At 35.5% G+C, this 25228-nt stretch carries 23 protein-coding genes; 16 read left to right on the top strand and 7 right to left on the bottom strand.

Annotation, left to right across the window (positions count from 1 at the left end; all coding sequences use genetic code 11):
• The 8 genes from ACLBWW_RS26740 to ACLBWW_RS26705 all read left to right on the top strand — a co-directional run.
• Positions 1-1807 (top strand): SH3 domain-containing protein (locus ACLBWW_RS26740; protein ID WP_447614328.1); only part of this gene is annotated, 1807 nt, incomplete at its 5' end.
• A 62-nt stretch (positions 1808-1869) separates the two neighbouring features.
• A complete protein-coding gene (locus ACLBWW_RS26735; RefSeq protein ID WP_048542154.1) occupies positions 1870-2748 on the top strand; it encodes an ROK family protein in 879 nt (292 codons plus the stop codon).
• Between the two features lie 128 nt (positions 2749-2876).
• On the top strand, positions 2877-3473 hold the full coding sequence (locus tag ACLBWW_RS26730) for a TerD family protein (RefSeq protein ID WP_001121597.1): 597 nt from the start codon (positions 2877-2879) through the stop codon (positions 3471-3473).
• A gap of 23 nt (positions 3474-3496) precedes the next feature.
• A complete protein-coding gene (locus ACLBWW_RS26725) occupies positions 3497-4081 on the top strand; it encodes a TerD family protein (protein ID WP_000146727.1) in 585 nt (194 codons plus the stop codon).
• A gap of 82 nt (positions 4082-4163) precedes the next feature.
• On the top strand, positions 4164-4742 hold the full coding sequence (locus ACLBWW_RS26720; RefSeq protein ID WP_000236650.1) for a TerD family protein: 579 nt from the start codon (positions 4164-4166) through the stop codon (positions 4740-4742).
• Positions 4743-4815: 73 nt separating this feature from the next.
• The gene (locus ACLBWW_RS26715; protein ID WP_046958168.1) at positions 4816-5607 is read left to right on the top strand and encodes a TerC family protein; all 792 of its coding nucleotides are present in this window, start codon (positions 4816-4818) and stop codon (positions 5605-5607) included.
• Positions 5608-5717: 110 nt separating this feature from the next.
• Positions 5718-7349 (top strand): YceG family protein, encoded by a 1632-nt coding sequence (locus ACLBWW_RS26710; RefSeq protein ID WP_048542152.1) that lies wholly within the window; start codon positions 5718-5720, stop codon positions 7347-7349.
• A gap of 18 nt (positions 7350-7367) precedes the next feature.
• On the top strand, positions 7368-8450 hold the full coding sequence (locus ACLBWW_RS26705; RefSeq protein ID WP_001064402.1) for a toxic anion resistance protein: 1083 nt from the start codon (positions 7368-7370) through the stop codon (positions 8448-8450).
• 82 nt (positions 8451-8532) lie between these two features.
• On the opposite strand, the gene ACLBWW_RS26700 is transcribed toward ACLBWW_RS26705, so the two are convergent.
• Positions 8533-11199, bottom strand: a complete 2667-nt coding sequence (locus tag ACLBWW_RS26700; RefSeq protein ID WP_048542151.1) for a cation-translocating P-type ATPase — start codon at positions 11197-11199, stop codon at positions 8533-8535.
• A gap of 188 nt (positions 11200-11387) precedes the next feature.
• Complete coding sequence (locus ACLBWW_RS26695) at positions 11388-11612, bottom strand: DUF1128 domain-containing protein (RefSeq protein ID WP_000366197.1); 225 nt, start codon at positions 11610-11612, stop codon at positions 11388-11390.
• A gap of 173 nt (positions 11613-11785) precedes the next feature.
• Here ACLBWW_RS26695 and ACLBWW_RS26690 point away from each other — a divergent pair, with 173 nt between their 5' ends.
• From ACLBWW_RS26690 to ACLBWW_RS26680, 3 genes are read left to right on the top strand one after another with little or no spacing between them, the layout of a single operon-like run.
• Positions 11786-12250, top strand: coding sequence for a low molecular weight protein-tyrosine-phosphatase (locus tag ACLBWW_RS26690; protein ID WP_000250910.1), 465 nt, complete (start codon positions 11786-11788; stop codon positions 12248-12250).
• A gap of 53 nt (positions 12251-12303) precedes the next feature.
• Positions 12304-12819, top strand: a complete 516-nt coding sequence (locus tag ACLBWW_RS26685) for a DUF4075 domain-containing protein (RefSeq protein ID WP_001085384.1) — start codon at positions 12304-12306, stop codon at positions 12817-12819.
• Between the two features lie 6 nt (positions 12820-12825).
• Entirely contained in the window at positions 12826-13695 is an 870-nt protein-coding gene (locus ACLBWW_RS26680; RefSeq protein ID WP_048542149.1) for a YihY/virulence factor BrkB family protein, read from the top strand.
• A 185-nt stretch (positions 13696-13880) separates the two neighbouring features.
• Here ACLBWW_RS26680 and ACLBWW_RS26675 read toward each other — a convergent pair whose 3' ends face one another.
• Positions 13881-15806 carry a heavy metal translocating P-type ATPase gene (locus ACLBWW_RS26675; protein ID WP_048542147.1) on the bottom strand — a complete coding sequence of 642 codons (1926 nt, stop codon included), beginning with the start codon at positions 15804-15806 and terminating at the stop codon, positions 13881-13883.
• 269 nt (positions 15807-16075) lie between these two features.
• Between ACLBWW_RS26675 and ACLBWW_RS26670 the strand changes: the two genes are divergently transcribed.
• The 3 genes from ACLBWW_RS26670 to lepB all read left to right on the top strand — a co-directional run bounded on the left by ACLBWW_RS26670 (position 16076) and on the right by lepB (position 18584).
• Positions 16076-17026 (top strand): DMT family transporter, encoded by a 951-nt coding sequence (locus ACLBWW_RS26670; protein ID WP_048542144.1) that lies wholly within the window; start codon positions 16076-16078, stop codon positions 17024-17026.
• A gap of 122 nt (positions 17027-17148) precedes the next feature.
• Positions 17149-17829, top strand: coding sequence for a lysoplasmalogenase (locus ACLBWW_RS26665; RefSeq protein WP_048542140.1), 681 nt, complete (start codon positions 17149-17151; stop codon positions 17827-17829).
• A gap of 218 nt (positions 17830-18047) precedes the next feature.
• Positions 18048-18584, top strand: a complete 537-nt coding sequence (gene lepB / locus ACLBWW_RS26660) for a signal peptidase I (RefSeq protein ID WP_048542138.1) — start codon at positions 18048-18050, stop codon at positions 18582-18584.
• 42 nt (positions 18585-18626) lie between these two features.
• On the opposite strand, the gene ACLBWW_RS26655 is transcribed toward lepB, so the two are convergent.
• On the bottom strand, positions 18627-21389 hold the full coding sequence (locus ACLBWW_RS26655) for a tetratricopeptide repeat protein (protein ID WP_048542136.1): 2763 nt from the start codon (positions 21387-21389) through the stop codon (positions 18627-18629).
• A 474-nt stretch (positions 21390-21863) separates the two neighbouring features.
• Between ACLBWW_RS26655 and ACLBWW_RS26650 the strand changes: the two genes are divergently transcribed.
• A complete protein-coding gene (locus ACLBWW_RS26650; protein ID WP_048542134.1) occupies positions 21864-22457 on the top strand; it encodes a DedA family protein in 594 nt (197 codons plus the stop codon).
• Positions 22458-22468: 11 nt separating this feature from the next.
• Here ACLBWW_RS26650 and ACLBWW_RS26645 read toward each other — a convergent pair whose 3' ends face one another.
• The 3 genes from ACLBWW_RS26645 to ACLBWW_RS26635 form a co-directional block, all read right to left on the bottom strand.
• Positions 22469-22897 (bottom strand): EamA family transporter, encoded by a 429-nt coding sequence (locus ACLBWW_RS26645; protein WP_000100305.1) that lies wholly within the window; start codon positions 22895-22897, stop codon positions 22469-22471.
• A gap of 144 nt (positions 22898-23041) precedes the next feature.
• Positions 23042-23188, bottom strand: coding sequence for a BH0509 family protein (locus tag ACLBWW_RS26640; RefSeq protein WP_000817786.1), 147 nt, complete (start codon positions 23186-23188; stop codon positions 23042-23044).
• Between the two features lie 307 nt (positions 23189-23495).
• The gene (locus ACLBWW_RS26635) at positions 23496-23912 is read right to left on the bottom strand and encodes a pyridoxamine 5'-phosphate oxidase family protein (protein WP_000550224.1); all 417 of its coding nucleotides are present in this window, start codon (positions 23910-23912) and stop codon (positions 23496-23498) included.
• Between the two features lie 179 nt (positions 23913-24091).
• Between ACLBWW_RS26635 and cax the strand changes: the two genes are divergently transcribed.
• Positions 24092-25147, top strand: coding sequence for a calcium/proton exchanger (gene cax, locus ACLBWW_RS26630; RefSeq protein WP_048542131.1), 1056 nt, complete (start codon positions 24092-24094; stop codon positions 25145-25147).
• Positions 25148-25228 lie beyond the last annotated feature (81 nt).

The raw sequence follows: 25228 nt of genomic DNA, 5'->3' as shown, positions 1-25228 counted from the left end.
TGCAGCGAATACAAGTAGCTCGATTCTCGGAAACTTAAAAAATGGAGAAAAAGTAACAGTACTAGGAAAAGCAAATGGTTGGGCGAAAATAAGCTACCAAGGAAAAGAAGGGTATGTATCGCTAGAGTTTGTGAAGCTAGAAGCAGGAAAACAAGAAGAAAAACCAGCGGAAGACATTACGAATGGAACGCAAGAAGTAGGAACGATTAACGCGACAAGCTTACGAGTAAGAAGTGCGGCAAATACGAGCAGCACCATTTTAGGAACCCTAAAAAATGGAGAAAAAGTAACAGTACTAGGAAAAGCAAACGGCTGGGCGAAAATCAATTACCAAGGAAAAGAAGGGTATGTGTCGTTAGAGTTTATAACGATGGGTAAAGATTCCATAGATCCAACAAACCCAACAAACCCTGGACAGGTAATAGAAGAACGAGCCGTTGTAAATGCGTCTTTATTAAATGTACGTAAAGGTCCATCAACAGGTGCGGCAGCTGTCGGTCATTTGAAAAATGGAGAGACTGTTACGATCATAGGAAAAGAAAATGGCTGGGCAAAAATCCGTTTTAATGGCGGAGAGGGTTATGTTTCGTTACAGTTCTTAAAAGTTAAACAAGGTTCGTCTTCTTATGAAATTGTTACCTCATCACAAAAGGTTCAAAAACCAAATGAAGCGGAAGCAACACAAATTATGCAGAATATGAAAGAAGATGCTTACATTAAAAGTGACGGTAAAGTTGTAAATATGAAGCAAGGTTTCGTTCGTGCAAATGGTGTTATTAATATTTATGATATTACGACGGGTAAAAAGCTCACATATGTAAAGGGTGGAGCTGACCTGAAATTTGTAAAAGCTGTTGATGATCGTATTCATGTCCAAATTGATGGTATGACAGGTTATGTGAATATAAATGATGTTACATTACATCCGACAATGACTGGTGAGAAAACGTCGTATTATGCAACTAAAAATGGCAAGTTATATCATTATGTATACAATCCGGAAAATGGTAAACATGCAACGTATCAAATTGGTAATGCTCCGAAACATTTAAAAGAAGGAGAGCGTTACGAGGCTTTTGATAAGAAGCAAATTGGAGGACAAGATAGTTATCAATACTTTGAGTATATGCCACTTCGTGCAACATCTACTTATACAGGAGATGAAATTGATAATTTCTTACGTAAATCGAATGCAAAGAGTCCACTTATTGGATTAGGAAAATATTTTGTAAGTGCAGCAGAGAAATATAAGATGAATGCAGGTTACTTAGTGTCACATGCAATTTTAGAATCAGGATGGGGAACAAGTCGTATCGCGCAAGATAAGAAAAATTTATTTGGCTTTAGAGCGGTAGATTCAGATCCATACAATGGTGCAACTGGATTCAAAACATGGGAAGAAGGTATTGATTTTTGTGCGGCATATATAGATAAGCATTACTTAAATCCAAGTGGAAATACATATAATGGTGGAAACTTAGGAGATAAGGCACAAGGAATGAACGTCATGTATGCAAGTGATGAAAATTGGGGACAGCAAATTGCCTCGCTTATGTATAGAATTGATGCAATGAATGGAAGTAAAGATTTAAATAAATATCGACTTGGAACGTTAACGGCAGGTTCTCCGATATTCAAAAGTATGGCTGAAGGTCAGACTGGAATGACATCTCGCAACATTATGGTAGCCATTAAGAAAACAGTTAATACACCACAAGGATCGTATTATGAAATTGTCTCGGATAATAAAGAATACAACAGTGTCTACGTAAAAGCTGGATCTGTAAATCTTGTGAACTCTTATTAAAGGAAAACATCATCATTTCAATGCAGAAAAGTGAAGTTCATAATGTTAGAGGAAGTGACAGTGTGAAAAAATATATCGCATTTGATATTGGTGGCACACAGATTAAATATGGGATTATTTCAAAATCTGGGATATTACTAAATCACGAAACTACATTAACAGAGGCCCATTTAGGTGGGGAACAAATCGTTCAAAAGATTATTAGCTTGGCGGTGCAATTAATGAATGAACATGTTGTTTCTGGAATCGGTATTAGTACAGCCGGAATTGTAGATATTCATAGAGGAATCATAACTGGCGGCGTGGATCATATTCCACGCTATGCTGGTATTCCTATTATTGATAGATTACAAGCTGTATTAAAAGTTCCTATATCCATTGAAAATGATGTCAATTGTGCTTTGTTTGGAGAGATGTGGCAAGGTGTTGGAAGAGATGAAAATAATTGCATTATGCTTACCCTTGGAACGGGAATAGGGGGAGCTATTGTTATTAATAAAAAACTGTACAGAGGTCATTCATTTAGTGCTGGTGAATGGGGCAATATGTTGATCGAAGGGAAACAATTTGAAGAGGTTGCCTCGATTTCAGGGTTAATTTCTCTTGTGCGGAAGTATAAAGGTAGCGGGAATTGGAACGGTGAAAAAATTTTTGAATTATATGATCAGAAGGATAAAGAAGTTATACATGCTGTTCGAATATTCTTTAAACATTTAGCCATTGGAATTAGTAATCTTGCTTATATCTTCAATCCAAAAGTAATTATTATTGGTGGAGGGATTACTAATAGAGGTAATCGATTTTTAGAAGAAGTAAAGGAAGAGGTACGAAAATATTTAAATCCTGAGATTTATAGTAATTGCGAGATTAAAATCGCACAAAATCGTAATCACGCAGGAATGATTGGTTCGATTTACCACTTCTTACATCAATATAAATAAATGATATAGGTGTTTTCATATAATTGAGAATTTATTCTTTTTCTCAATAGATAAATAATGCTACAATATAAGAGAAGAATACAATATTTTCCGATTAGGAAAATGCTTTGTAGAAAGGAAGAAACTGCATGCCTATTATTTTAGAAAAAGGACAAAAGATCGATTTAACGAAAGGACAACCGAGAGTAGCAAAACTACAGGTTGGCTTAGGCTGGGATCCAATTGGGCAATCAGGTGGGTTTCTGTCTTCATTATTTGGAAGTAAACCGAATGTAGATTGTGATGCATCTGTTGTTATGTTAGAAGGGGATCGCTTTTTAAATAAAAACGATTTAGTTTACTTCGGAAACAAGCTTTCTACTTGTGGTAGTATTATTCATTCAGGAGATAATTTAACAGGTGAAGGCGCTGGTGATGACGAAACAATTTTCGTAGAATTACATAAAGTTCCGAGCCGTATTAATCGTTTAGTATTCGTTGTAAATATTTATGACTGTGTAAATCGTCGTCAAGATTTCGGGATGATTCGTAATGCATATATTCGGATTCAAAACCCGCAAACTGGTGAAGAATTAGCACGCTATAATTTATCGGATAATTATGCTGGCAAAACGACTCTAATTGCAGGTGAAATGTATCGCCACGGAAGTGAATGGAAGTTTTCAGCTGTTGGAGAAGGCACACAAGATAAAAACTTAAGTGAGATTGTATCACGTTATCAATAAAATAAACCGAGGAGGAATTGAATATGGCATCAATTTCATTGAAAAAAGGACAAAAGGTAGACTTAACAAAAACAAATCCAGGTCTTTCAAAAGTTCTTGTAGGACTTGGTTGGGATACGAATCGTTATGACGGACAAAACGATTTCGATTTAGATGTTAGTATTTTCTTAGTAGGTGCTAACGGTAAAGTTTCAGGGGCAGAGGATTTCGTCTTCTATAATAACCCAAAAGGTGCGAATGGTGCTGTCGAGCATTTAGGAGATAACCGAACTGGCGAAGGTGAAGGCGATGACGAATCGATTAAAGTAGATTTAAAAAATGTACCTGCACATATCGAACGTATTTGTTTCTCAATCACAATTTACGATGGAGAAGGTCGTAGCCAAAACTTCGGGCAAGTTTCTAACTCTTTCGTACGTATTTTAGATGAAGAAAAGAATGCAGAGTTAATTCGTTACGATTTAGGAGAAGATTTCTCTATTGAAACAGCTGTTGTAGTAGGGGAATTATACCGTCATGCAGGTGACTGGAAGTTCAATGCAATCGGAAGTGGATTCCAGGGCGGATTAGCGTCTCTATGTAATAATTTCGGTTTAGATGTAGAGTAATAGATTTTATATATCTATCGGTGAAACAGGTGTTTACTGATGGATATATTTTTTAAGATATCAAATATAGAGGTGAATATAAATGGTTATTCAATTGCAAAAAGGACAGAAGATTGATTTAGGTAAGACAAGCCCTGGCTTAACAAAAGCAGTAATTGGTCTTGGATGGGATATTAAATCTTATGACGGTGGATCAGATTTCGATTTAGATGCATCAGCATTCCTATTAGATGCGAACGGAAAATGCACAAAGGAAACTGACTTTATATTCTATAACAATTTACAGTCTCCTTGTGGATCTGTTCTACATACAGGGGATAACCGTACAGGTGAAGGTGAAGGCGACGATGAGCAACTTGTTGTAGACTTGAAGAAAGTTCCGGCAGATGTGCACAAAATTGCTATTACAGTTACAATTTATGATGGAGAAGGCCGTAATCAAAACTTTGGACAAGTTGGAAACGCATTCGTTCGTTTAGCGAATGAAGAAACGAGTGAAGAAGTTCTTCGTTTTGATTTAGGGGAAGATTTCTCCATTGAAACAGCAGTTGTCTTTTGTGAATTATACCGTCATAATGGACAGTGGAAGTTTAATGCAGTAGGAAGCGGTTTCCAAGGTGGCTTAGGTGCGCTTGTAAGAGCGTATGGCTTGGATGCATAAGAAGGGAAACGATATTCGTTTCCTTTTTTTGACCTTTCTATAAATCTAGCAAAGAATAGGGGATAAAGGTAAGATGAGTATTTTGCAAGGGATCCTTGATACGTATGCTCAGTTTTTCGACTTGGACATGTGGATTAAAGTGTTGCAAGATCCAGTATCTTGGGGATTAATAGGTACACTTGTTGTGCTTGAAGGGTTGTTATCTGCTGATAACGCACTTGTATTAGCGGTAATGGTAAAACACCTTCCGGAAGAAAAGCGTAAAAAAGCATTATTCTATGGACTTATTGGAGCTTATGTATTCCGTTTTATTGCGATTGGAATTGGAATGTTCTTAATTAAATTGGCGTGGGTAAAAGTGTTAGGTGCACTTTACTTAGCTTGGCTTTCAGTTAAATACTTCATTGATAAAAGAAAAGGTAATGCAGAAGAAGAAGAAGCTCATGGTATGAACCAAAACAGTATTCTCTTCAGAATGTTTGGTGTCTTCTGGGGAACAGTTGCGATGGTTGAATTAATGGATATCGCGTTCTCGGTAGATAGCGTACTTGCTGCATTTGGTGTATCAAATGAAGTTTGGATTCTATTATTAGGTGGAATGCTCGGTATTTTAATGATGCGTGGTATCGCTGGTGTATTCTTAAAATTGTTGGAGCGTATTCCAGAACTTGAAACGACAGCATATATTTTAATCTTAATTATTGCAGCAAAAATGTTACTGTCTGTTATTCATATTGAAATAAGTCATATGCTATTCTTTATCATTTTAGTTGTAGCATTTGGAGCAACATTTATACTTCACTACATGAAGAATTCTGGACAAGCTAAAGAAGAAGTTGCAGCTACTAAAAATAATCATAAATAATTGAAATGGGTTTGCTCGTTATGCGAGCGCCCATTTTTTATAACTAAAAATAGTTTATAATAGAAGAGAGACTTTATAAAAAAAGTAAATGTTTTTGGAGGTGAACTGTTGTGTTTTCACGTTTTACACTTCAACCATGTGCATTAAAAGACGAATCAGATTTAAAGCAATTTGAAGCACTTTTAGAAAAACGCCCACAATATGAACTGACAGAGAATGAGATGAAGTTTAGTTATATAGCAACTCGTATTCTTGGTGTTCCTAATGATGTAGATGAATATTTCAATGAGCTATTTGATTATAGCGAAGTGAAAGGGATCGTGGTTTTGCATGAACAAAATTTAAATAAGGTGATTGATCCCGAAAAACTGCGCCATATTCAAGAGGTTTTTACATTACATCAAGAAGCACCGAATGGCCTTACAGTAAATAGGCTTGTCGCCCATCTGTCTGGAAAACAACTATTACCACAAGTAGATAATCCTGACTTACAGCATTATATATATACGACGTTTATTTCTGTATTGAAATTGTATGAAAAACAACATAACCAATCATTAAAAACAGAAGGATTCCGTCGTTTCTTAATCGATATGATTAAGTTAAGTGACAATTACGTAGCGAAGTGGTTCTCTACGATTAATTATAAGAAACAAATGCCGCGCATTATTTGGTACGGTGATGCACAGGAAAGCCGTATATATTTCTTATACTTTCTTATTATGCTCGGTTGCGATGTACTTTATTATCACCCAGAAGGAAAAGATGGATTTGAGAATGTTGATGAGGAAGGAAGAAGTTTTGTTGTGTCTCATCCAGGTCGGATTTCTCTTGAGCCATTTCCAGATCGCCGCCGTGAGCGAGTTGCGACAGTAGCCTATCAGGCTTCAAAAGAAATTGAACAAGTACTTCACCATGATAACTCACTGCTGTACAAGCCGTGGCAATTTCGTTCCTATACGCCTGTAGCTCGTACGCTCAAAACAACGTATGATGAACTCTTTTTAATTACGAAAGAAAAGGCATTTGTGCGTCCAACATTCTTTGTTGAAAATAAACACATTTATATCCCTTCTTTATTTGCGAAAATATCAGGTGTCTCAAAAAATGATAAAGAATATTTTCAGCGATTAAAGGCTATTACATCATTTGATAACAGTTTATTAATTAATACATTTCCGTTTACGAAAGAACAAAAAGCGAATTTCCAATATCATTACCGAGATGCGTTAGACCGTGGGGGGAAATTACACCCTGATTTAATTATGAACAGTCATTGGTGGCCACATAAACGTTTGCCAGAAGGATTGCAACATGGTATTGCAGAGGCGATCATTCATACGTGCGAAAGTGAAATGTGTAAACCCATTGCGAAAGAGACGAAACAAGATGTAGCACTGTATGTTTTCGCACAGCTTTCTCAAATACCGCCGAACATTTTAGAGCAACTTGAGAAATTTGATTACTCGCAAGAAGTACCGAAAATTGTTATATTTAATAATGAGAAGAGCGGAGAATTAAGCCGTTCAGATGCTGTTTTATTACTATTTTTAAATCAAATTGGAGTAGATGTATTCCATTTCAATCCAACGGGAAGAAACGATATCGAACCGTATATTGAAGCAGGAGCATTTGATTCGCATTGGCTTGAAGAAGTTAATTTCGATCTTGAGTTTCATGGTTCATCAGCCTATAAAAATTTATCACAAACAATAAAAGGGCTATTTCGTCCATTTTTATAAGGAAAGGGAGAATACCATATGAATAACCCAGTCATACTAGATTCGAAAACAGAATTAAATGAGCAAACGGCACAAGATGTTCGTTTACAACTTAGACAAGATGCAGAAGTACAACGTATTTATAATGCAGTAGATATTAAAGATCAGTTAGAATTAATCGAGCTTGGAAAAGAACCATCTATGGAAATTTCACGTTTCGCTGATCAAATTTTACATACAATGTCTTTATCAAAAATAGAAGACTCTGGAGAATTATTAAAACAGCTTGGTAAAATTATGGACAGATTCGATAGCAAAGACTTTGCGGAAGAGAAAAGCGGTTTCTTCTCACGTATGTTCAAAAAAGCTGATAAAATGATTGAACAGATCTTTAGTAAGTACCAAACAATGGGTCGCGAAATGGATAAAGTATACGTAGAAATTACAAAGTATCAAGATGAAATGAAAAAATCAATCGGTACGTTAGATGGTTTATATGAGCAAAATTTAAAATATTATTTAGACTTAGAAAAGTATGTAGTAGCAGGGGAAATGTTATTAGAGCGTTTAAATACAGAGTTGGTTCCAATGTACGAAGAGCGTGTGCGTAACAATGACCAATTAGCAGGTATTGAATTAGAATCACTGAAAAACTCTGTTGAAATTTTAGAGCAGCGTATTGATGATTTAGAAAAAGCACGTATGGTTGCGCTACTTACAGCACCACAAATTCGTATGGTTCAACGTGGTAATAATAAATTAATTGGTAAAATCAATACAGCATTTATTACAACGATTCCTATCTTTAAAAATGGTATTATTCAAGCGGTAAATGCGAAACGTCAAAAGCTTGTTGCAGATTCTATGGCTGAACTGGATCGTCGTACAAATGAATTACTTAAGAAAAATGCACAAAATATCGCAACGCAAAGTGTGGAAGTAGCGAGATTATCAGGTTCTTCTAGTATTAAGATGGAAACACTTGAGGAAACTTGGAACATTATTTCAAGAGGTATGCAAGAAACACAACAAATTGAAGAGCAAAATAAACGTGAGCGCGAAGAAAGCCGCAAGCGTATGGCTACGTTAACGGAGAACATAAAAAAAGAATTACAAGGATAAAGTGAAACTTTAATCAGCGGGGACATCTCCCACAAATAATGAAATAAATGAAAAGGCAATGAGGAATAATCCTCATTGCCTTTTAGTTTCTCTTTACTAATTTAATGATCTCATTCACAACAAGTGGAATGATACTTAAGAAGAGAACAAATCCCCAATCTCGCATCGTTAATGCATGTACACCGAATATATTTGCAAGAGGTGGGATGGAGATAATACACACTTGCATAAGAACACCGATAAGAAGGGAGAAGACTAAATATTTATTTGTAAAGATCCCAATTGAAAAAATGGATTTCGTTCTTGAACGCAAGTTAAATGAATGAACGAGCTGAGAAAAACTAAGAACGACAAATGCCATTGTTTGAGCGTGTAATAGAGCATCTTCATCAATTTTCTCTGGGAAAAGAGGAAATAAATTTGTATCTCCGGTATAGAATTTTGCCCCGATGATAAAGGCTGTTAGCGTTAAAAGTCCAATGACAACTCCATTGAAAATAAGAAAAGGAACGCTACCACTAAATAAGCTTTCTTTCGCATGTCGTGGTTTTTCCTTCATCACATCTGGATCTTCAGGGTCAACCCCAAGTGATAATGCAGGCAGTGTATCTGTAATCAAATTGACCCACAAAATGTGAATAGGTCGTAGTGGTGTTGCCCAACCGAGTAAAATAGCTAAAAATAAAGCGATAATTTCTCCAAAGTTACAAGAGAGTAGGAAGAGAATTGATTTTTTTATGTTACGATAAATATTTCTACCTTCCTCAACAGCTTTCACTATAGATGAGAAATTATCATCTGTTAACACTACATCCGCTGCCCCTTTTGCAACGTCTGTTCCTGTAATGCCCATCGCTACGCCAACATCAGCCTGCTTTAAAGATGGAGCATCATTGACACCATCACCAGTCATAGAAACGATATTTCCTTTTGCACGTAATGCTTTTACAATCTTTACTTTATGCTCTGGAGAGACCCTAGCGAATACATTTAAGTGATCAATTTTGCTTGCTAGCTCTGTATCTGAAATGTTATCTAATTCAGTTCCAATCATAATTTCAGATATGTCTTCAGCAATGCCAAGTTCTTTGGCAATGGCGAAGGCGGTATCTTTATGGTCACCAGTAATCATAACTGTGCGAATACCGGCCTTTTTACATTCTGTAATTGAATCTTTTACTTCAGTTCGCGGTGGATCAATCATACCGACAAGACCAATAAAGATGAGATTTTCTTCAAGATGATCTATAACCACATCGTTTGAATTGTATTGTTTAAATGCGAATGAAAGTACTCTTAAAGCCTCTTGAGACATTGCCCCGGCAGCTTCTAATATTTGATTTTTATCAGCATCTGTTAGAATCTCGATTTTACCGTTTTTAAATATGTGGGTACATCGAGGTAAGAGTTTATCAATAGCACCTTTTGTCATACTATAGTAGCTTTCATCGTATGTATGAACGGTTGACATCATTTTACGATCTGAATCGAAAGGTAGCTCGTTAACACGTTCATGTATCTGTTCTAAATGATCCTTTTGCATGTTAAAAGTGCTTCCGGCAACGAGAAGGGCGATTTCTGTAGGGTCCCCTGTTTGTGAATCGGAACCGTAAGACGCATCGTTGCATAGCACCATATTTTCTAACAATAGACGTTGTACATCATTATTTACATTTAAGTTTTCTAAGTGGTCGTATGTGTTATCACTATAAAAGTGAGTAACGGTCATTTTATTTTGCGTTAACGTACCTGTTTTATCTGAACAAATAATTGTGACAGAACCGAGAGCTTCGACAGCTGGTAGTTTACGAATGATAACATTTTGTTTAATCATTCGCTGCACACCAATTGCAAGAACGATGGAAACGATAGCCGGCAAGCCTTCTGGAATAGCTGCAACGGCTAAACTAATAGCAGTCATAAACATTTCTAACGTATCTCGTCCTTGTAAAAAACCGATGATAAACATAATGACGCAAATAGATACAGCGACAAAGCCTAAATACTTTCCGACTTGTGCTAAGCTCTTTTGAAGTGGTGTCATATCATCGTCGGCTTCATGTAAAAGGGTAGCAATCTTACCAATTTGTGAGTTCATTCCCGTTTCAACAGCGACACCGACTCCGCGCCCATATGTTACTAGTGTCGACATAAAGGCCATATTTTTTTGATCGCCTAACGGTACTTGCTCATCACTTTGCATAGAAGGGTGGTAAATTGCATCTTTATCAACAGGGACAGATTCACCAGTTAGAGCAGATTCTTCAACTTTTAAATTTGCGGTTTCGATAAGTCGCAAGTCACATGGGATATAACGTCCTGCATCCAGCATGACAATATCACCTGGAACGACTTGTTCAGATTGAATTTCTTTTAGTTCACCATCTCGCTTGACGATAGCTTTAGGTGTCGCCATCTTTTTCAATGCCTCTAAAGCTTGTTCTGCTTTCGATTCTTGGATGACACCGATAACAGCGTTTAAAACTACAACGAGCGCGATAATACTTGCATCAGCCCATTCGCCTACAAAGGCAGAAATAAGGGCAGCAATAATAAGGACATATACGAGGACGTCATTAATTTGGGCGAAAATACGCTGCCATAACGTGCGTTTTTGTTTTGTAGCTAATTCATTAGAACCGTATTGCTTTAAACGTTCATTTACGATTTCATCTGTTAAACCGTGTTGTTCGTTTGTTTCTAAGTCGATTAATGTTTGATCTTTCGTCTTACTGTACCAATTGCTCATAAGTAAGCACCTCCAGTAAAAACAGTTAGCAATGGTAGTGTTGCTATTATTTGTAAGTAGTATGTATGGAGAAAAAATCTAAGGTGAGGTTCTACTTCCATTGTACAATATTTTACAGTTGGTTGAGGGAAAGAGAAGAGTTGTCATGAATTTGTTGGAAATAAAAAAGAGCCCCATAGTGAGGCTTTTTACTTTTTAATTAATGTACCTAATTCTTCTGTAATAGCTTGCATTTCACTAATGCTGAATGTTTCACGTTTCATAACGTGCTCATAGATGTCACGTAAGTCTTCGTACATTTCTTCATTAAAGCTAGCAGCTCTCATCGCTCCAGCATTAACCATACGTAATTTTTCTTTAATAGCTTCAACCATATATTCAACATTTTCTTCTGACTTTACGGATAAATCCACCGAAGTGTCCCCCTTTAAAATAACATAAGGATATCTTAACATTTTTTATCATTTTCGTTAATGAATCTTTTCAATCCTATTAAATTAGTAGGTATTTCCTTTATAATTAATAATTGGTTGTTTATACTATAAGTATATATAAAGAAATGCACCAAGAAGGGAAGAACAAAAATATGGTTCAAGTATTGTTTGTTTGTCTTGGGAACATTTGCCGTTCACCAATGGCAGAAGCAATTTTTCGAGATCTTGTCGTAAAAGAGGGACTCGAGGAGAAAATTGTCATTGATTCTGCAGGAACTGGAGATTGGCATGTTGGCCATCCGCCACATAAAGGAACACAAAAAATTTTAAAAGAAAATGCAGTCACTTTTGAAGGAATTAAAGCAAGGCAAGTAGAAAAAGAAGACTTAACAAAGTTTGATTATATTATTGCCATGGACAACAAGAATATAGCAGATTTAAAAAGTTTAGGTAAAACTGGAGGCTATATTGGTAGACTGTCCGATTTTGTTCCAGACGGTGGCTGGACAGACGTTCCCGACCCTTACTATACAGGGAATTTCCAAGAAGTATATGACCTTGTAACAGAAGGGTGTGCAAAGCTATTAGCTTTCATTCGAAATGAACAAGGAATATGAGGAAGCTTAGAAAGAAATACTTTCTAACATAAGAAATGAAAGGGTGAAGGAATATGGCAAAGAAAAATAATATTGCTCGAAACATTGCGATTGGTGTAGCTGCAGGTGTGGCTGTATCTATGTTGAAGAAGGAAAACCGTGAAAAAGTAAAAAATACTGCGGAAAAAGCAAAAACAAAGATGATTGAAATCGGTGAAAATGCGAAGATAAAAGAAAAAGTGCAAACTGTTACAGATAAAGGACGCGAACTCGCTGACTTCAATGTAGTAAAAGCGAAAGTAGCAGAAATTAAAAAATTGACGCCGTCTGTTGTAGAGACGTTAAAAGAAACGAAAGAAATTTTTAGTAAGAAAAAGGTTGAGCCAGCAGAGAAGCCAGAAACGATTGAAATTCAAGCTGTATCTTCAAAGGTAGATGAGCTGAAAGCAGAAGAAGAGCCAATAGTTGCTGAAGAGGGCGGTATGAAAGAAGCGCGTGAACTATTTATGAAAGACTCAAATGTAGAGGAAAAAAAAACTGAAGCGTACATTGAGTTGAAGCAAGATAAAGAAGAGAAGAAAAGCGTTTAAACATATATGAGAAAAATTTTAGAAAAGGTGAGAAGAAATCGTACTTATTCGTTTGGTAAAGATTTGTATGACCGGACGATGCGCGATGATGTAGCGGGCTTGGCAGCACAGCTCGCTTATTTCTTCTTGCTTGCAATTTTTCCTGGGCTCGTTTTCTTAATTACGCTTCTTGGATTTATTCCCATTCAAACAGAGGATGTGCTTAGTTTATTAGAGGTTTATGTACCAGATGATGCAATGAACTTAATTGAGGTAAATGTAGATAAAGTTGTAAATGAGCAAAATGGTGGTTTATTATCATTTGGTTTATTATCCATGTTATGGTTTGCCTCAAATGGTGTTAATGCGGTTATGAATGCTTTTAATCGTGCGTATGATGTAACAGAAACACGTTCCTTTATTAAAACGAGAGCTTTATCCATTGTGTTTACATTAGCGATTATTTTTATGATTGTGTTTGCGCTAATTGTTCCAGTGTTTGGACAAGTCATTGGAGCAGCGGTGTTTAAAGCACTCGGTTTATCAGATAGTTTCTCTTTCGTATGGAGCATTACACGCTTAGTAGCGAGTTTCTTCGTACTATTTGCCTTGTTTAGTTTCTTATATACATTTGCACCAGATCGAAAGTTAAAAAGAAGAGAAGTCATTTCAGGAGCAACATTTGCTACTGTAGGATGGATTGTGGTATCGTACTCATTTGCTTATTATGTAGATAAGTTTGCAAATTACGCCAATACATATGGCGGTCTCGGTGGTATCATTATTTTAATGTTATGGTTTTACTTAACTGGATGGGTAATTTTACTTGGCGGTGAAATTAATGGTTTACTCCATCATTATAGGACGGGTGACAATAATTCCCGTAATGAAAAATGACCTCTTGTTCCATAATAATAGGGAACAGGGGGGCTATTTCATGAGTAATAATAAAAAGAACCACAACAACAAAAATAACAATAAACAAAAGAGCAGTTCGCATCCAAAGCATAAAACGAGTAGTAGTGGGAACGGGCATAATAGCTACCATTAAAAAAACGGGTCCTCTATGAGGGACCCGTTTCTTATTTGTTTCTTTTTAATAATCGTAAGCCATTCAAAATGACAAGAATTGTACTTCCTTCATGCCCAATAACACCGAATGGAAGAGCTAAAAATTGCAAGAAGTTTGAACAAATCAGCATTGCAATTACAGCTAGTGAAAAGATTACGTTTTGCTTTACAATACGATTCATTCGTTTTGATAAGCGGATCGCTTGAGAAAGTCGAGATAATTCGTTTTTCATAAGTACAACGTCTGCAGTTTCTAAAGCTACGTCTGTTCCTTCTCCCATTGCTACACCAATGCTAGCAGTAGCGAGTGCAGGGGCATCATTTATACCATCTCCGACCATTGCTACTGTCCCGTATTTTTCCTTTAGCTTTTTAATCGTTTCAACTTTTGTTTCTGGTAAGCATGATGCGTAATATTCTTTTATATTACTTTCAGAGGCAATAGCTTTTGCCGTTTCTTCATTATCTCCAGTAATCATAATTGCCTCGACACCGATGCTTTGTAATTCGCGAATAGCAGCTATTGTTTCTTGGCGAAGTGTATCTTTTAAAGCGATAAGTCCAAGAATGCCTCTCTCATCACTAATATAAACGACAGTTTTACCTTCTTTTTCAAGTGAGGCAGAAATACCATTATGAAATGTCTTTGTTTCTTCACCGATAAAGTCAGCTTTACCTATTTTATAAGCTTTGTTTTCAAATATTCCTTTGAGTCCAAAACCAGTTACATCTTCAACATTTTCTGGTTTTTTTAATGCAATGTCATACGCATGTTGTGCATATTTAACGATAGATTCAGCTAAAGGGTGGGTAGAGTGACTTTCAATTGATGCTGTAATAGAAAGTACTTCTTTTTCTGTCATACTTTCTCGAACATATACATCTGTTACGGTAGGTTTTCCTTGTGTTAATGTTCCTGTTTTATCAAAGGCGATCGCTTTTACTGAAGCGAGGCGTTCTAAATGTATGCCACCTTTAAAGAGAATTCCATTTCTTGCTCCGTTAGAAATTGCAGATAATGTTGCTGGTGTAATGGCAGCAACGAGTGCACAAGGAGATGCGACTACAAGTAAGATCATAGCGCGATAAAACGTTTCATTCCAGCTCCAGTCAAGTAAGAAATGAGGGACGAACATCATAAGCGCAACAACGAGTAGTACACCTTTTACGTATGTTCCTTCAAACTTTTCGATGAATAGTTGTGATGGTGATTTCTCACTTTGTGCACTTTGGACGAGACGGATAATCTTTTGGAATAATGTTTGATCGCTCGGCTTCGTAATCTTAACTTCGATAGCACCGCGTAAATTTACAGTACCGGCAAATACTTCATCGCCATATTTTTTTTCATTTGGAATAGGTTCTCCAGTAATTGTTGCTTCATCGATATTTGTTTCACCGTTATGAATCGTACCGTCAGCAGGAACGCGCTCACCTGGCTTAATTAAAATAATGTCGTTAATTTGTAATCGTCCAACAGGAACACGTTCTTCGGTTCCATTTGAAATACGTAATGCTTCTTCAGGTTGTAAATCAAGAAGCGCTGAAATTTCTTTTTGACTTTTACTTAATGTATAAGATTCCATCGCACCGCTTAGTGCGAAGATAAAGATTAAAATTGCACCTTCTGCCCAGTAGCCAATGATTGCAGCACCAATAGCAGCAAAGAGCATGAGCATTTCGACATTTAGCTCTTTCTCTTCAATGGTATCTTCAATACCTTCTTTCGCTTTTGCATATCCACCAACTATATAAGCAAGGATATAGCAAGTAATGCCTACATTCATTGCATCGTTCTTTGTGAATAACCAACCAGCTAAAATGAAAATACCAGATGCGATTGCAAATATAAGTTCATAATGTTTCTTTAATGTATCCCATAAAGAGGGATGAGAAATAGACTTTTGTACTTGTAATGTTTTTACTTCTGAGTTCATTACTACTCGCTCCTTCCAAATTCTTATTGAGAAAAAGAATCAAAATCGAAAGCCCTATAAAACGACGAAAGCTGCCATCCATAATGGATAGCAGCATTTCTGTTGAATCTGATTTTAATAGTTATTATGTTGTAATTATTCTATAGTATAGCATATGTTTTCGTTAGATGATATGTTTTGTTTGCGTATAAACTGAAAACTTGTGTTTTCACACTTCCTTTGGTATATATGAATATTGTTCATAAAAAGATCGGAAAGGAAGACAACAAGTGAAGACAGAGAAATTTTTTACCCATCCGATTGGCGTACTAATTGCTGCAATAGTAGCGACTTTTTTATGGGGGAGCGCATTCCCGTTTATTAAATTAAGTTATGCTGAACTTGGAATTCAGCCACAAGAAGTTGGGGAGCAAATATTATTTGCTGGTTATCGTTTCTTTTTATCTGGAGTCATACTCTTATTATTCTTTAAAGTGTTAGGAAAAGATATGAGCTTCAAAAAAGGAACGGGGAAGCAGTTAGTACAAATTGGTTTATTTCAAACATTTCTTCAATATATATGTTTTTATATTGGAATGAGTTATAGTTCTGGTATTGAAGGAGCTATCATTTCAGGAACATCATCATTCTTTCAAATTTTACTCGCTCACTTTTTATATAAAGATGATGCGCTCAATATGAGAAAAATAATTGGGGTCTCTATCGGCTTTTGTGGTGTCATTTTAGTAAATGTACCGAGTGATGGTAGTTTGTCATTCCATTTCGGAATCGGTAGCTTATTACTTCTTAGTGCAGCAATGTTGTATTCATATGGAAACATATTGGCGAAAGAAGGTAGCAAAACATTAGATGTTGGCTATATGACAGCATACCAAATGATTTTTGGTTCTATCGGGCTATTATGTATAGGGGCTTTGCAAGTTGGAGCCATGCCATTTACATTTAGTGTACATGCAATACTTATACTTCTCTACTTATCTTTCTTATCCGCAGCAGGCTTTTGCATTTGGAATACAATTATGAAGTATAACAAGGTTGGAAAAGTATCAATGTACATGTTCTTTATACCCGTATTTGGTGTGTTATTATCGAGCATGATTTTAGGAGAAGCAATTCATTCATTTGTATTATTCGGTTTAGCATGTGTAGCCGCGGGAATTATCGTGGTGAATCGGACGACAGCTAAGCAGAAAAGGGCGAACGAAAAACAAGTAGCATAGATAACAGGAAAACGATTACAATGGAAGAACAGTACTGTTCTTCTTTTTTTATATAGAAAAAGGATAATAGACTAGGTGTAACGAAAAAAGATACAAAAAGCATTTATTGAGGAGAACATGTTATGAATCTATTTTACATGGTGTTAATTGGACAAATCATTCTTTTTTTAATTGGTGCAATGTACGCAATAGGACAGACAAAAAAAACAAGAAATAATATGCCGTTACCTTTAGCGGTGCGTCTTATTCTTAGTTTTTCTTTAACAGCAAGTGCAATTTTGATATGGTTACAAGATCCATCAGTAGAGTATAGTACGTGGGTTGCACTAGGTATGACATTATCAACTGTAGGAGATTTATTTATGGCAGGTTTGATTCCAATTGGTCATCGATTAATTGGAGGGATGATTACTTTTGCCCTTGCGCATTGTTTTTATGTAAAAGCATTTTTGCAAACAGGCATCTCATGGAATGGTTTTTGGATTGGTTTACTCGTATACGGACTCTTTCTAATTATAGGATGGTTCTTTTTTATACGAAATGATAAACAAGATAAATTGTTTACGATAGGAGCTCTAATTTACGGATTGTGGGTTGGAGGAATGGCTTGCTTTGCATTCGCCCTATACTATGAGAATATAGGAATATGGTGGATACCGGCTTTTGGTGGTTTACTATTTGTGATTTCTGATTTTATTATAGGTGTGACAGATATTGGAGGACGCAAATTAAAGTATGAACCACTTTGGATTTGGTTTACATATGTAGCGGCTCAAATGTGTATTGTATATGTGGGAATATAAAAAGATACTCTCAAAATAGTGGATAGACTATTTTGAGGGTATCTTTTTTACTGCTCGCAAATAGTGAGGTAAATATAGATTATGGTATATAAAAATAATAAATTTATGAGGATGTTATTTTTAAGTTTGTAATATCGCGATTTTATAATTAAGAATTTTGTGGAAATATTACAATTGAATTCCTTATAATAAAATTAAAAAGATGATGAGATGGTGGAATGATGCAAAAGAAAAAACGTTTGCGTGAATTCTTTAGAACAATTGCAATTGCATGTTTGTTAGTGTTTTTAGCGAAAATTTTTGTGTTTTTTCCTACGACTGTAAAAGGAGCATCCATGAATCCGACGTTACAAGATGGGGATAAGCTGATTGTTAATAAGTTAGCAAAGCAGTTTGAAAGTTATGGGAGAGAAGATATTATTGTTGTGAAGACGGATAATTTTTATGTGAAAAGGGTTATTGGTTTGCCTGGCGATGTAATCGAGGTGAGAAATGATCAATTATATGTGAATCATGAAGTGACACAGGAAGCGTATTTGTATAGTAATAAAAAACAAGCTGAAAAAAAATTTATGAATTTAACAGAGGACTTTGGACCGATTACAGTTCCTAAAAATAAGATTTTTGTTATGGGAGATAATCGCCTAATAAGCAGAGATAGTAGAAATGGTTTGGGACTTATTGATAGAGAAGATGTATTAGGAGAATTAGCGGCAATTTATTATCCAATTGAACATATGAAAATAATGAATTAAAGTAAAAAACCAAGCAAACTGAAATTTGCTTGGTTTTTTATGTTAAATCGTAGGAGACTCATTAAATTCATAGACGTCTTCATTGTTTTTGTTTGTACTTAAAACGAATTTGTGTTGCAATAGTTGCAGTTTAAAGAATGCTAACGGATCGTGATAAGTTTCTGGGTTGCTTCTTAATGTTGCTAATGTTTGCTCGTCTTCCTGTATTTCAAGTTGAGCTGCTTCTACATTTTGTTTCAATATGCTAAGTGGATCTTTAAAGAACATCATGATATCTCGTTCTAATGCGCCTTCAAATACTTCAAATTGAAGGAAGAATTGTTTTGAGATTGTTTGAGCAATTTCCGTATAGTCTTCCGTTTCAATGTATTGTTTATATTTGTTTGCGAGCATAGACTGATTTTTTTGCATGTTACCAAATAGTTTTCCCGCACTTTTTAAGAAAAATTGTGTCGGTGTAAAGCGTAATAAAATATTGATGTTCGTTACTGTAATTCTATTTGTCATGCGTACAACATCTCGATGCCAATCATCTAGTAATTTGAAATCACAAGGAAGTTTCATGCGTTCTTCTTTATATAATTTATTAAACGTTTCACTCATTTCATCTAAATAAGATTGAGCTTGAATAAATTCATTATGAGCTGTTTCAATCCACTCTTGAATAGAACCAGTAAATTTAGGAAGAAGCACTTGTTGTACATGTTTTTGAACTCGTTCGTTCATCGCAGCATTTAATTCTTCATGAACTAATTTGAAGTCGCTATCTTCTTGAACAAGGTCAGAACAACTCTGTAATAATTCAGGAATTTGAGAATGGATATCTCGTGTGATTTCTTCTTTCGTTAAAAGATAAGATTCTGTAATAGAACGAATTTTATCTTTTTCAAGAGCAGTAAGGTTGTTAATAAATCCATTTAATTTAACTGAGATATGTTTATTCCAGCGTACGGACTTCACTAATGTATTTTCTAACTCCACACGTTCATTTACAAGGTATGCGATTGTCTTTTGAGTAAACCATATTAGTTTTTCTATACGTTCTTGTTCCATGTTACGTTCTGCTAGATTAGAAAGAATAGACTCTGTCACGTCTCCAAGTTGCTGGCTACTCTCTTGTGAAGGAGAGTATGGGAAGAACTGTGCATTTGGGAAATGGACTTTAATCTTACTCATTAGTTTTTCATTATTGGTCGTATTATTTGTGTATAATACGAAATGAATTTGTAAATTTGGCACTTGTTCACGTAAATAAAGTAATGTATCAAGTTCTTTACCATGTAATGGTGAAGCAGAATTTAATACGTAAATAAGGCTATCTGCTGCTTGTAAGTATTCAAAATATGAGCTGTTTTTATCCACTTGCCCTTGAACAGGTGGCGTAACAAGAAATGCAAATTTATTTTTTCTTAAAAATCTACTTGGTAACTTAATTTCTATACATTTTTTCTCAAGTTCTGATTCGGAAGGTGTAGCCATTCTTTGATGGAATTCATCAAAGCTAGGTATATTGTGTACATCTAACGCAGTGAATTCTGTTATTTCAGTTTGGCTATCATCTTTAAATAGAATAGGAGTTGTTACAGTCTCAGTTAAGATGTTCTCTCCTAGTATTGAATTGATGAATGATGATTTATCCTGGTCAGTAGTTCCCGCTATTAGTAATTGTGTAACATTTAAATCACACAGTTCGTGCACGAGTAACGTAAATTGATGACTTAAATCCACATCGTTTTTTTCAGCCCATACAGCAATTGTTTCAAATAAATGAGAAACTGTTTCCATATTTACATTTGTTTCAGCTGTTGAATTAGAAAGTAGGGCTCCAGCACTTTTTACGAGTAATGACTCTAAAGTTGTAGGTGAAACTTCATTCCATGCTAACACTGCAGCAGAGACAAATAGGGCGTCTTTTGCTTTCGTTAAACTAAACCAATTTGTTAATAAATCTGGTACAAGTCCCTGCATTTCATGCATGAAATGCTCACCAGTAATTAACTCAAAGTACGTATCTTGATAGCGTTCAACAATTTCATGCCAATCGTCATTGTTGTCTGTTTCAATATGTAAGAATAAATGATTTATTGTTTGAATCCAAGGTAGATACAAGTTTTCATTTTGATAGCTGTTCCAAAGCGCAATAACAAGTTCTTTAAATTGGACTTGATCAATTGCATATAAAGCTTTTAAAGATTCATAGAAATATTCTGGTTTGATTTGTTTCGTGAATCCTTGATTCACATAATTGATTAAAGTATCGAACCAGTGTAATGATTTTGTTCGAATTCCTTCTTGAACGGCAAGTTCGATAGCATTATTCCAATCTTCTTGTTTTTCATAGAATGAGCGAGCAATTGCAGTGATATTAGGATAGTCAGGTTGAAATGCAACAGCCTCACTAATTGTCTTAAATGCTAGACCTAAACGTTCTTGTTCGATGTAAAGAGAAAGAAGTTGTAAGGAAACTTCCATTGTAAGAGTTGTATCTTCCGTTTGAATAGATTGATAAATCTCTTCTGCTCTTGGCAAGAATCCTAGTTCAAAATAAGAATCTGCAATATTTTTGGTTGCCCAAAGTGCAAGTTCGTTATTTACTTTCTCCCATTTAAATATCGCTGCTTCAAAGTCTTTATTTTGGTAATAAAATTCACCTTGAGCAAAGCGGATATTAGAAATGTTGGAGAATTCATTTGTAGATTCATTTATATATGCTTCACCGAGTACTTCTGATACTGGAGTAGAAGTTTCTTCTGTTAAAAATGTTTTATAGTAAACCTTTTGGATAAATTGATTTTCAATGGTCATGTTCGTTCCCCCTGTATAATTTAGAAAAATGATGTTGTATGTAAAGGGTGTATGTTCTTTTAATAGGTAGAAGTTGCATTATATCGACCAAACTATGTTTTTGCTAGATATATCATTTTTCCTGAGAGTTAAACCGTTGCGAAAAGTAACTTTCCTTTATTGTAACAAAAAAACAAGCATATGAATTTTTATTTTTTAATCCCGCTATTTGCGTGTAGTAAGACTAGCACTTCAAAAAGCGGTGAATACAAGGGAAGTAGGAGGGAGTCGTGCACACAATTGGTGTGTGCTAAAAATTAGTGAGGATGAACAAATCACCACTGATTAATGGTTCACTTTCTTCCTGCTAAAGGAATGGATAGAAGTAGAGTTCATTATAAAAACAATGTATAGTGAATATGTATACCATGTTTGTCTGAAAGATAGAAAGGGCACAATGTGGAATAACGATCGTGCATAGGATGTGTTTTCCGAATGGAACAACATATTGGCGAGTTAATCGCGCATTATGGGTATTTTGGAATTATTATAGCGTTGGCCGGTGGAATTGTTGGATTACCGATACCAGACGAGTTTTTATTGACCTTCGTTGGTTATAACGTTTCTAAAGGAGTTATGTCAGGAACTGCTGCTTTTTTAAGCGGGATGGCTGGTGCGATGTTAGGTATTACATTAAGCTACATATTAGGTTTAAAACTTGGGCTCCCTGTTTTAAAAAAATATGGGCCGAAGATTAGAATTAAAGAACATCACATTGAAAAAACACATATTTTATTTGAAAAATATGGACCATTTCTTTTAATGATTGGTTACTTTATCCCGGGAGTACGTCATTTAACAGCATATTTTGCTGGGATGTCGAATTTAACACTTTGGCGTTTTTGTTTGTACGCTTACGGTGGTGCGCTTATTTGGATAAGTGTTTTTATTGGACTTGGCTGGAAGTTAGGAGAGAAGTGGCGTTTCGTTGAGTATAGCCTACATCATTACGGAGTATGGATTTTATTCATTTCAGTATTTGTTACATGTATTGTATGGTTTTATATAAAGAAAAAGAAAAACCGCTAATAGCGGTTTTTTTAGCTGAAAGCAATAAATAATACACCAGCTGTAATAAAGACTACACCAACGCCAGTCATAAAGTTTAACTTTTCACCGAGTATAATCATCGCGAGGATGATAGAAAATACGACGCTTAATTTATCGATAGGAGCCACTTGTGAGACTTTCCCTGTTTTGAGGGCAAGAAAATAAAATAGCCATGACGAAGCACCTGCAACCCCACTTAATGTGATAAAGAGCAGTGCTTTTTTATTTAGTAGTACGTCGCCGATATTTTGAAATTTACCTTGGATAATAATAACACCCACCATAAATAATGCCATAATAATAGAACGAACCGTTGTTGCAACATTGGCATCGATTCCATCTAAACCAATCTTTCCGAAAATAGATACAAGGGCAGCAGCGATTGCTGATAATAGTGCGAATAAGAGCCATGAACTCATAGTAAAATTCCTCCAATCTTACATTATTATACATGAAAACCATTCTCACGTATAAAGCGAAACTTTAATCAGTGGGATTTTACCGCTCCGCAAATAACGAAATAATCCCCACCTTATATTTCTAATAAGGTGGGGATTATTATACTACTCTGCAATTTCTTCATACAAAAAGTACGTTACATTATAAATATGTTCTACTTCATCGTCTGTCATAAACAATAATTCATCACGCTCAATCCCTTTTTTCTTTTCAATAAACTCAATCATGTTTTTGCGTTCTTCTCTTTTCATCAATTTTATTTCTCCTCTCAATCTGTTTTAATACAGTTTATTTAAGTTACTGCTATTATATAACAGAATCTTTAGAAAGTTCCACCTATTTTATTGTTTTTTTCAGAAGAACTTTTCGACAAAACAAGCCCACCTAAAGGGGGCTTGTTTTATCCCGCTTTAATGGGCAGTAAGACCCCCACCTCAAAATTCAGCGAAAGCAAAGAATTTAGGTGGGGGATCAACTGCCCATAAAAGTCCGATTGGTGAAGGCTAATAATCAGTGGGGGATGAAGAAAACCCCCACTGATTAAAGTTTCACTTTATTTTATAGTCGTAAAAACTCGGGCTCTGTCGTACCAGCACCATCGATGTAATAAATTGTGTCGGGATTGATTTTTATTAATACGTAATTAGGGTCTTCAGGACCAAGTAACCAGCGTTTTAAGCTATTATTCCAAAACTTGTTTTTTAATGTGGAGTCTTCCTCGATGGAGGCTAAGCCTTCAACTTCAATATAATCTTCATCTAATTTTTTTCCTTCACGTCCAAGTAGTACATGTACATTTGGATTGTTTTCGATATCTGTTATCTTTTTTGATTTCCGATCTGTTGCAACATATAACACAAAATCTTCGTGGAAAAACATCATAAAGGTACTATGAGGTTTATTTTCACGTACAGTAGATAATACACCAGTTCGTTGACCGCAAATAATAGTTTCAATTTTTTCTTTTAAATGCATGCTTTTAACCCCTGTTCATAATTTATTGTTTTCTCCGTTTAAACAAGATAATTTAAATATCTTTTATACTGTTTTCTTCAATCCGATTTTTTAAACGTAATTGTGATGAAATCGGACAAGTTAGGAGAAGAATAATAATAATATCGAGGAGAAATACATACGATGGAAGGATGAAAAGCATGTTTAATAAAATATTTCTTATAGTAGCGCTGATCGGGGTACCACTTTCTATACTTGGAAAAATGCTTCATTGGCCTCAAACAATTATGTTCGCTGTGTATTGCATTACTATTATCGCCTTAGCGGGTTTTATGGGGAGAGCGACAGAAAGTTTGGCAATTGTCTCTGGACCTAGAATAGGCGGATTATTAAATGCTACTTTTGGTAATGCTGTTGAACTAATTATTTCGATTTTTGCACTTCAGGCGGGATTAATTGAGGTTGTATTAGCCTCTTTAACGGGTTCTGTACTTGGGAATTTATTATTAGTAGGAGGGCTATCCTTCTTTATAGGAGGGCTTAAATACAAAAGACAAAGTTTTAATGTATATGATGCAAGGCATAATTCAGCTTTATTAATCTTTGCGGTAGTAGTAGCTTTTGTTATTCCAGAGATTTTTTCAATGAAGATGGATGCTGGAAAGACGTATCAATTAAGTATCGGTGTTTCTATCATTATGATTATCATGTACCTTGCTGCACTGCTCTTTAAGCTCGTTACGCATCGTGGTGTATATCAACATAAAACGGATGAAGTAGCTCATGAGGAAGAACCAGAGTGGTCGAAAGGTAAAGCGCTACTCATTTTAGCAATAGCGACAATTGCGGTAGCTTATGTGTCAGAGGCGCTTGTGCATACATTTGAGACAGTTGCAAAGTCATTTGGTTGGTCAGAGTTATTTATAGGGGTTATTATCGTTGCAATTGTTGGGAATGCAGCGGAACATGCATCTGCAATTATTATGGCGTATAAAAATAAAGTAAATATTGCAGTTGAAATTGCAGTCGGTTCTACGTTGCAAATTGCCATGTTTGTTGCTCCTGTATTAGTACTGCTTTCTATGTTCTTTGCACAAAGGATGCCTTTAGTATTTACAATACCAGAACTTGTTTCTATGATTACAGCTGTTTTCTTAACGATTGCGATTTCAAATGATGGAGATACAAATTGGTTTGAAGGCGGTACTTTATTAGCGGCGTATGTCATTATGGGAATTGGTTTTTATTTATTATGAAAAATAGGCATAACAATTGTATTGAGAGAAAACAATAAACAAAGTAGTATATATACCTTTACATAGGAAGGAGCCAGACAG

It is taken from the genome of Bacillus sp. M5A3_1b, assembly GCF_053345335.1.
This window is presented reverse-complemented; position numbering and strand designations above follow the sequence as displayed.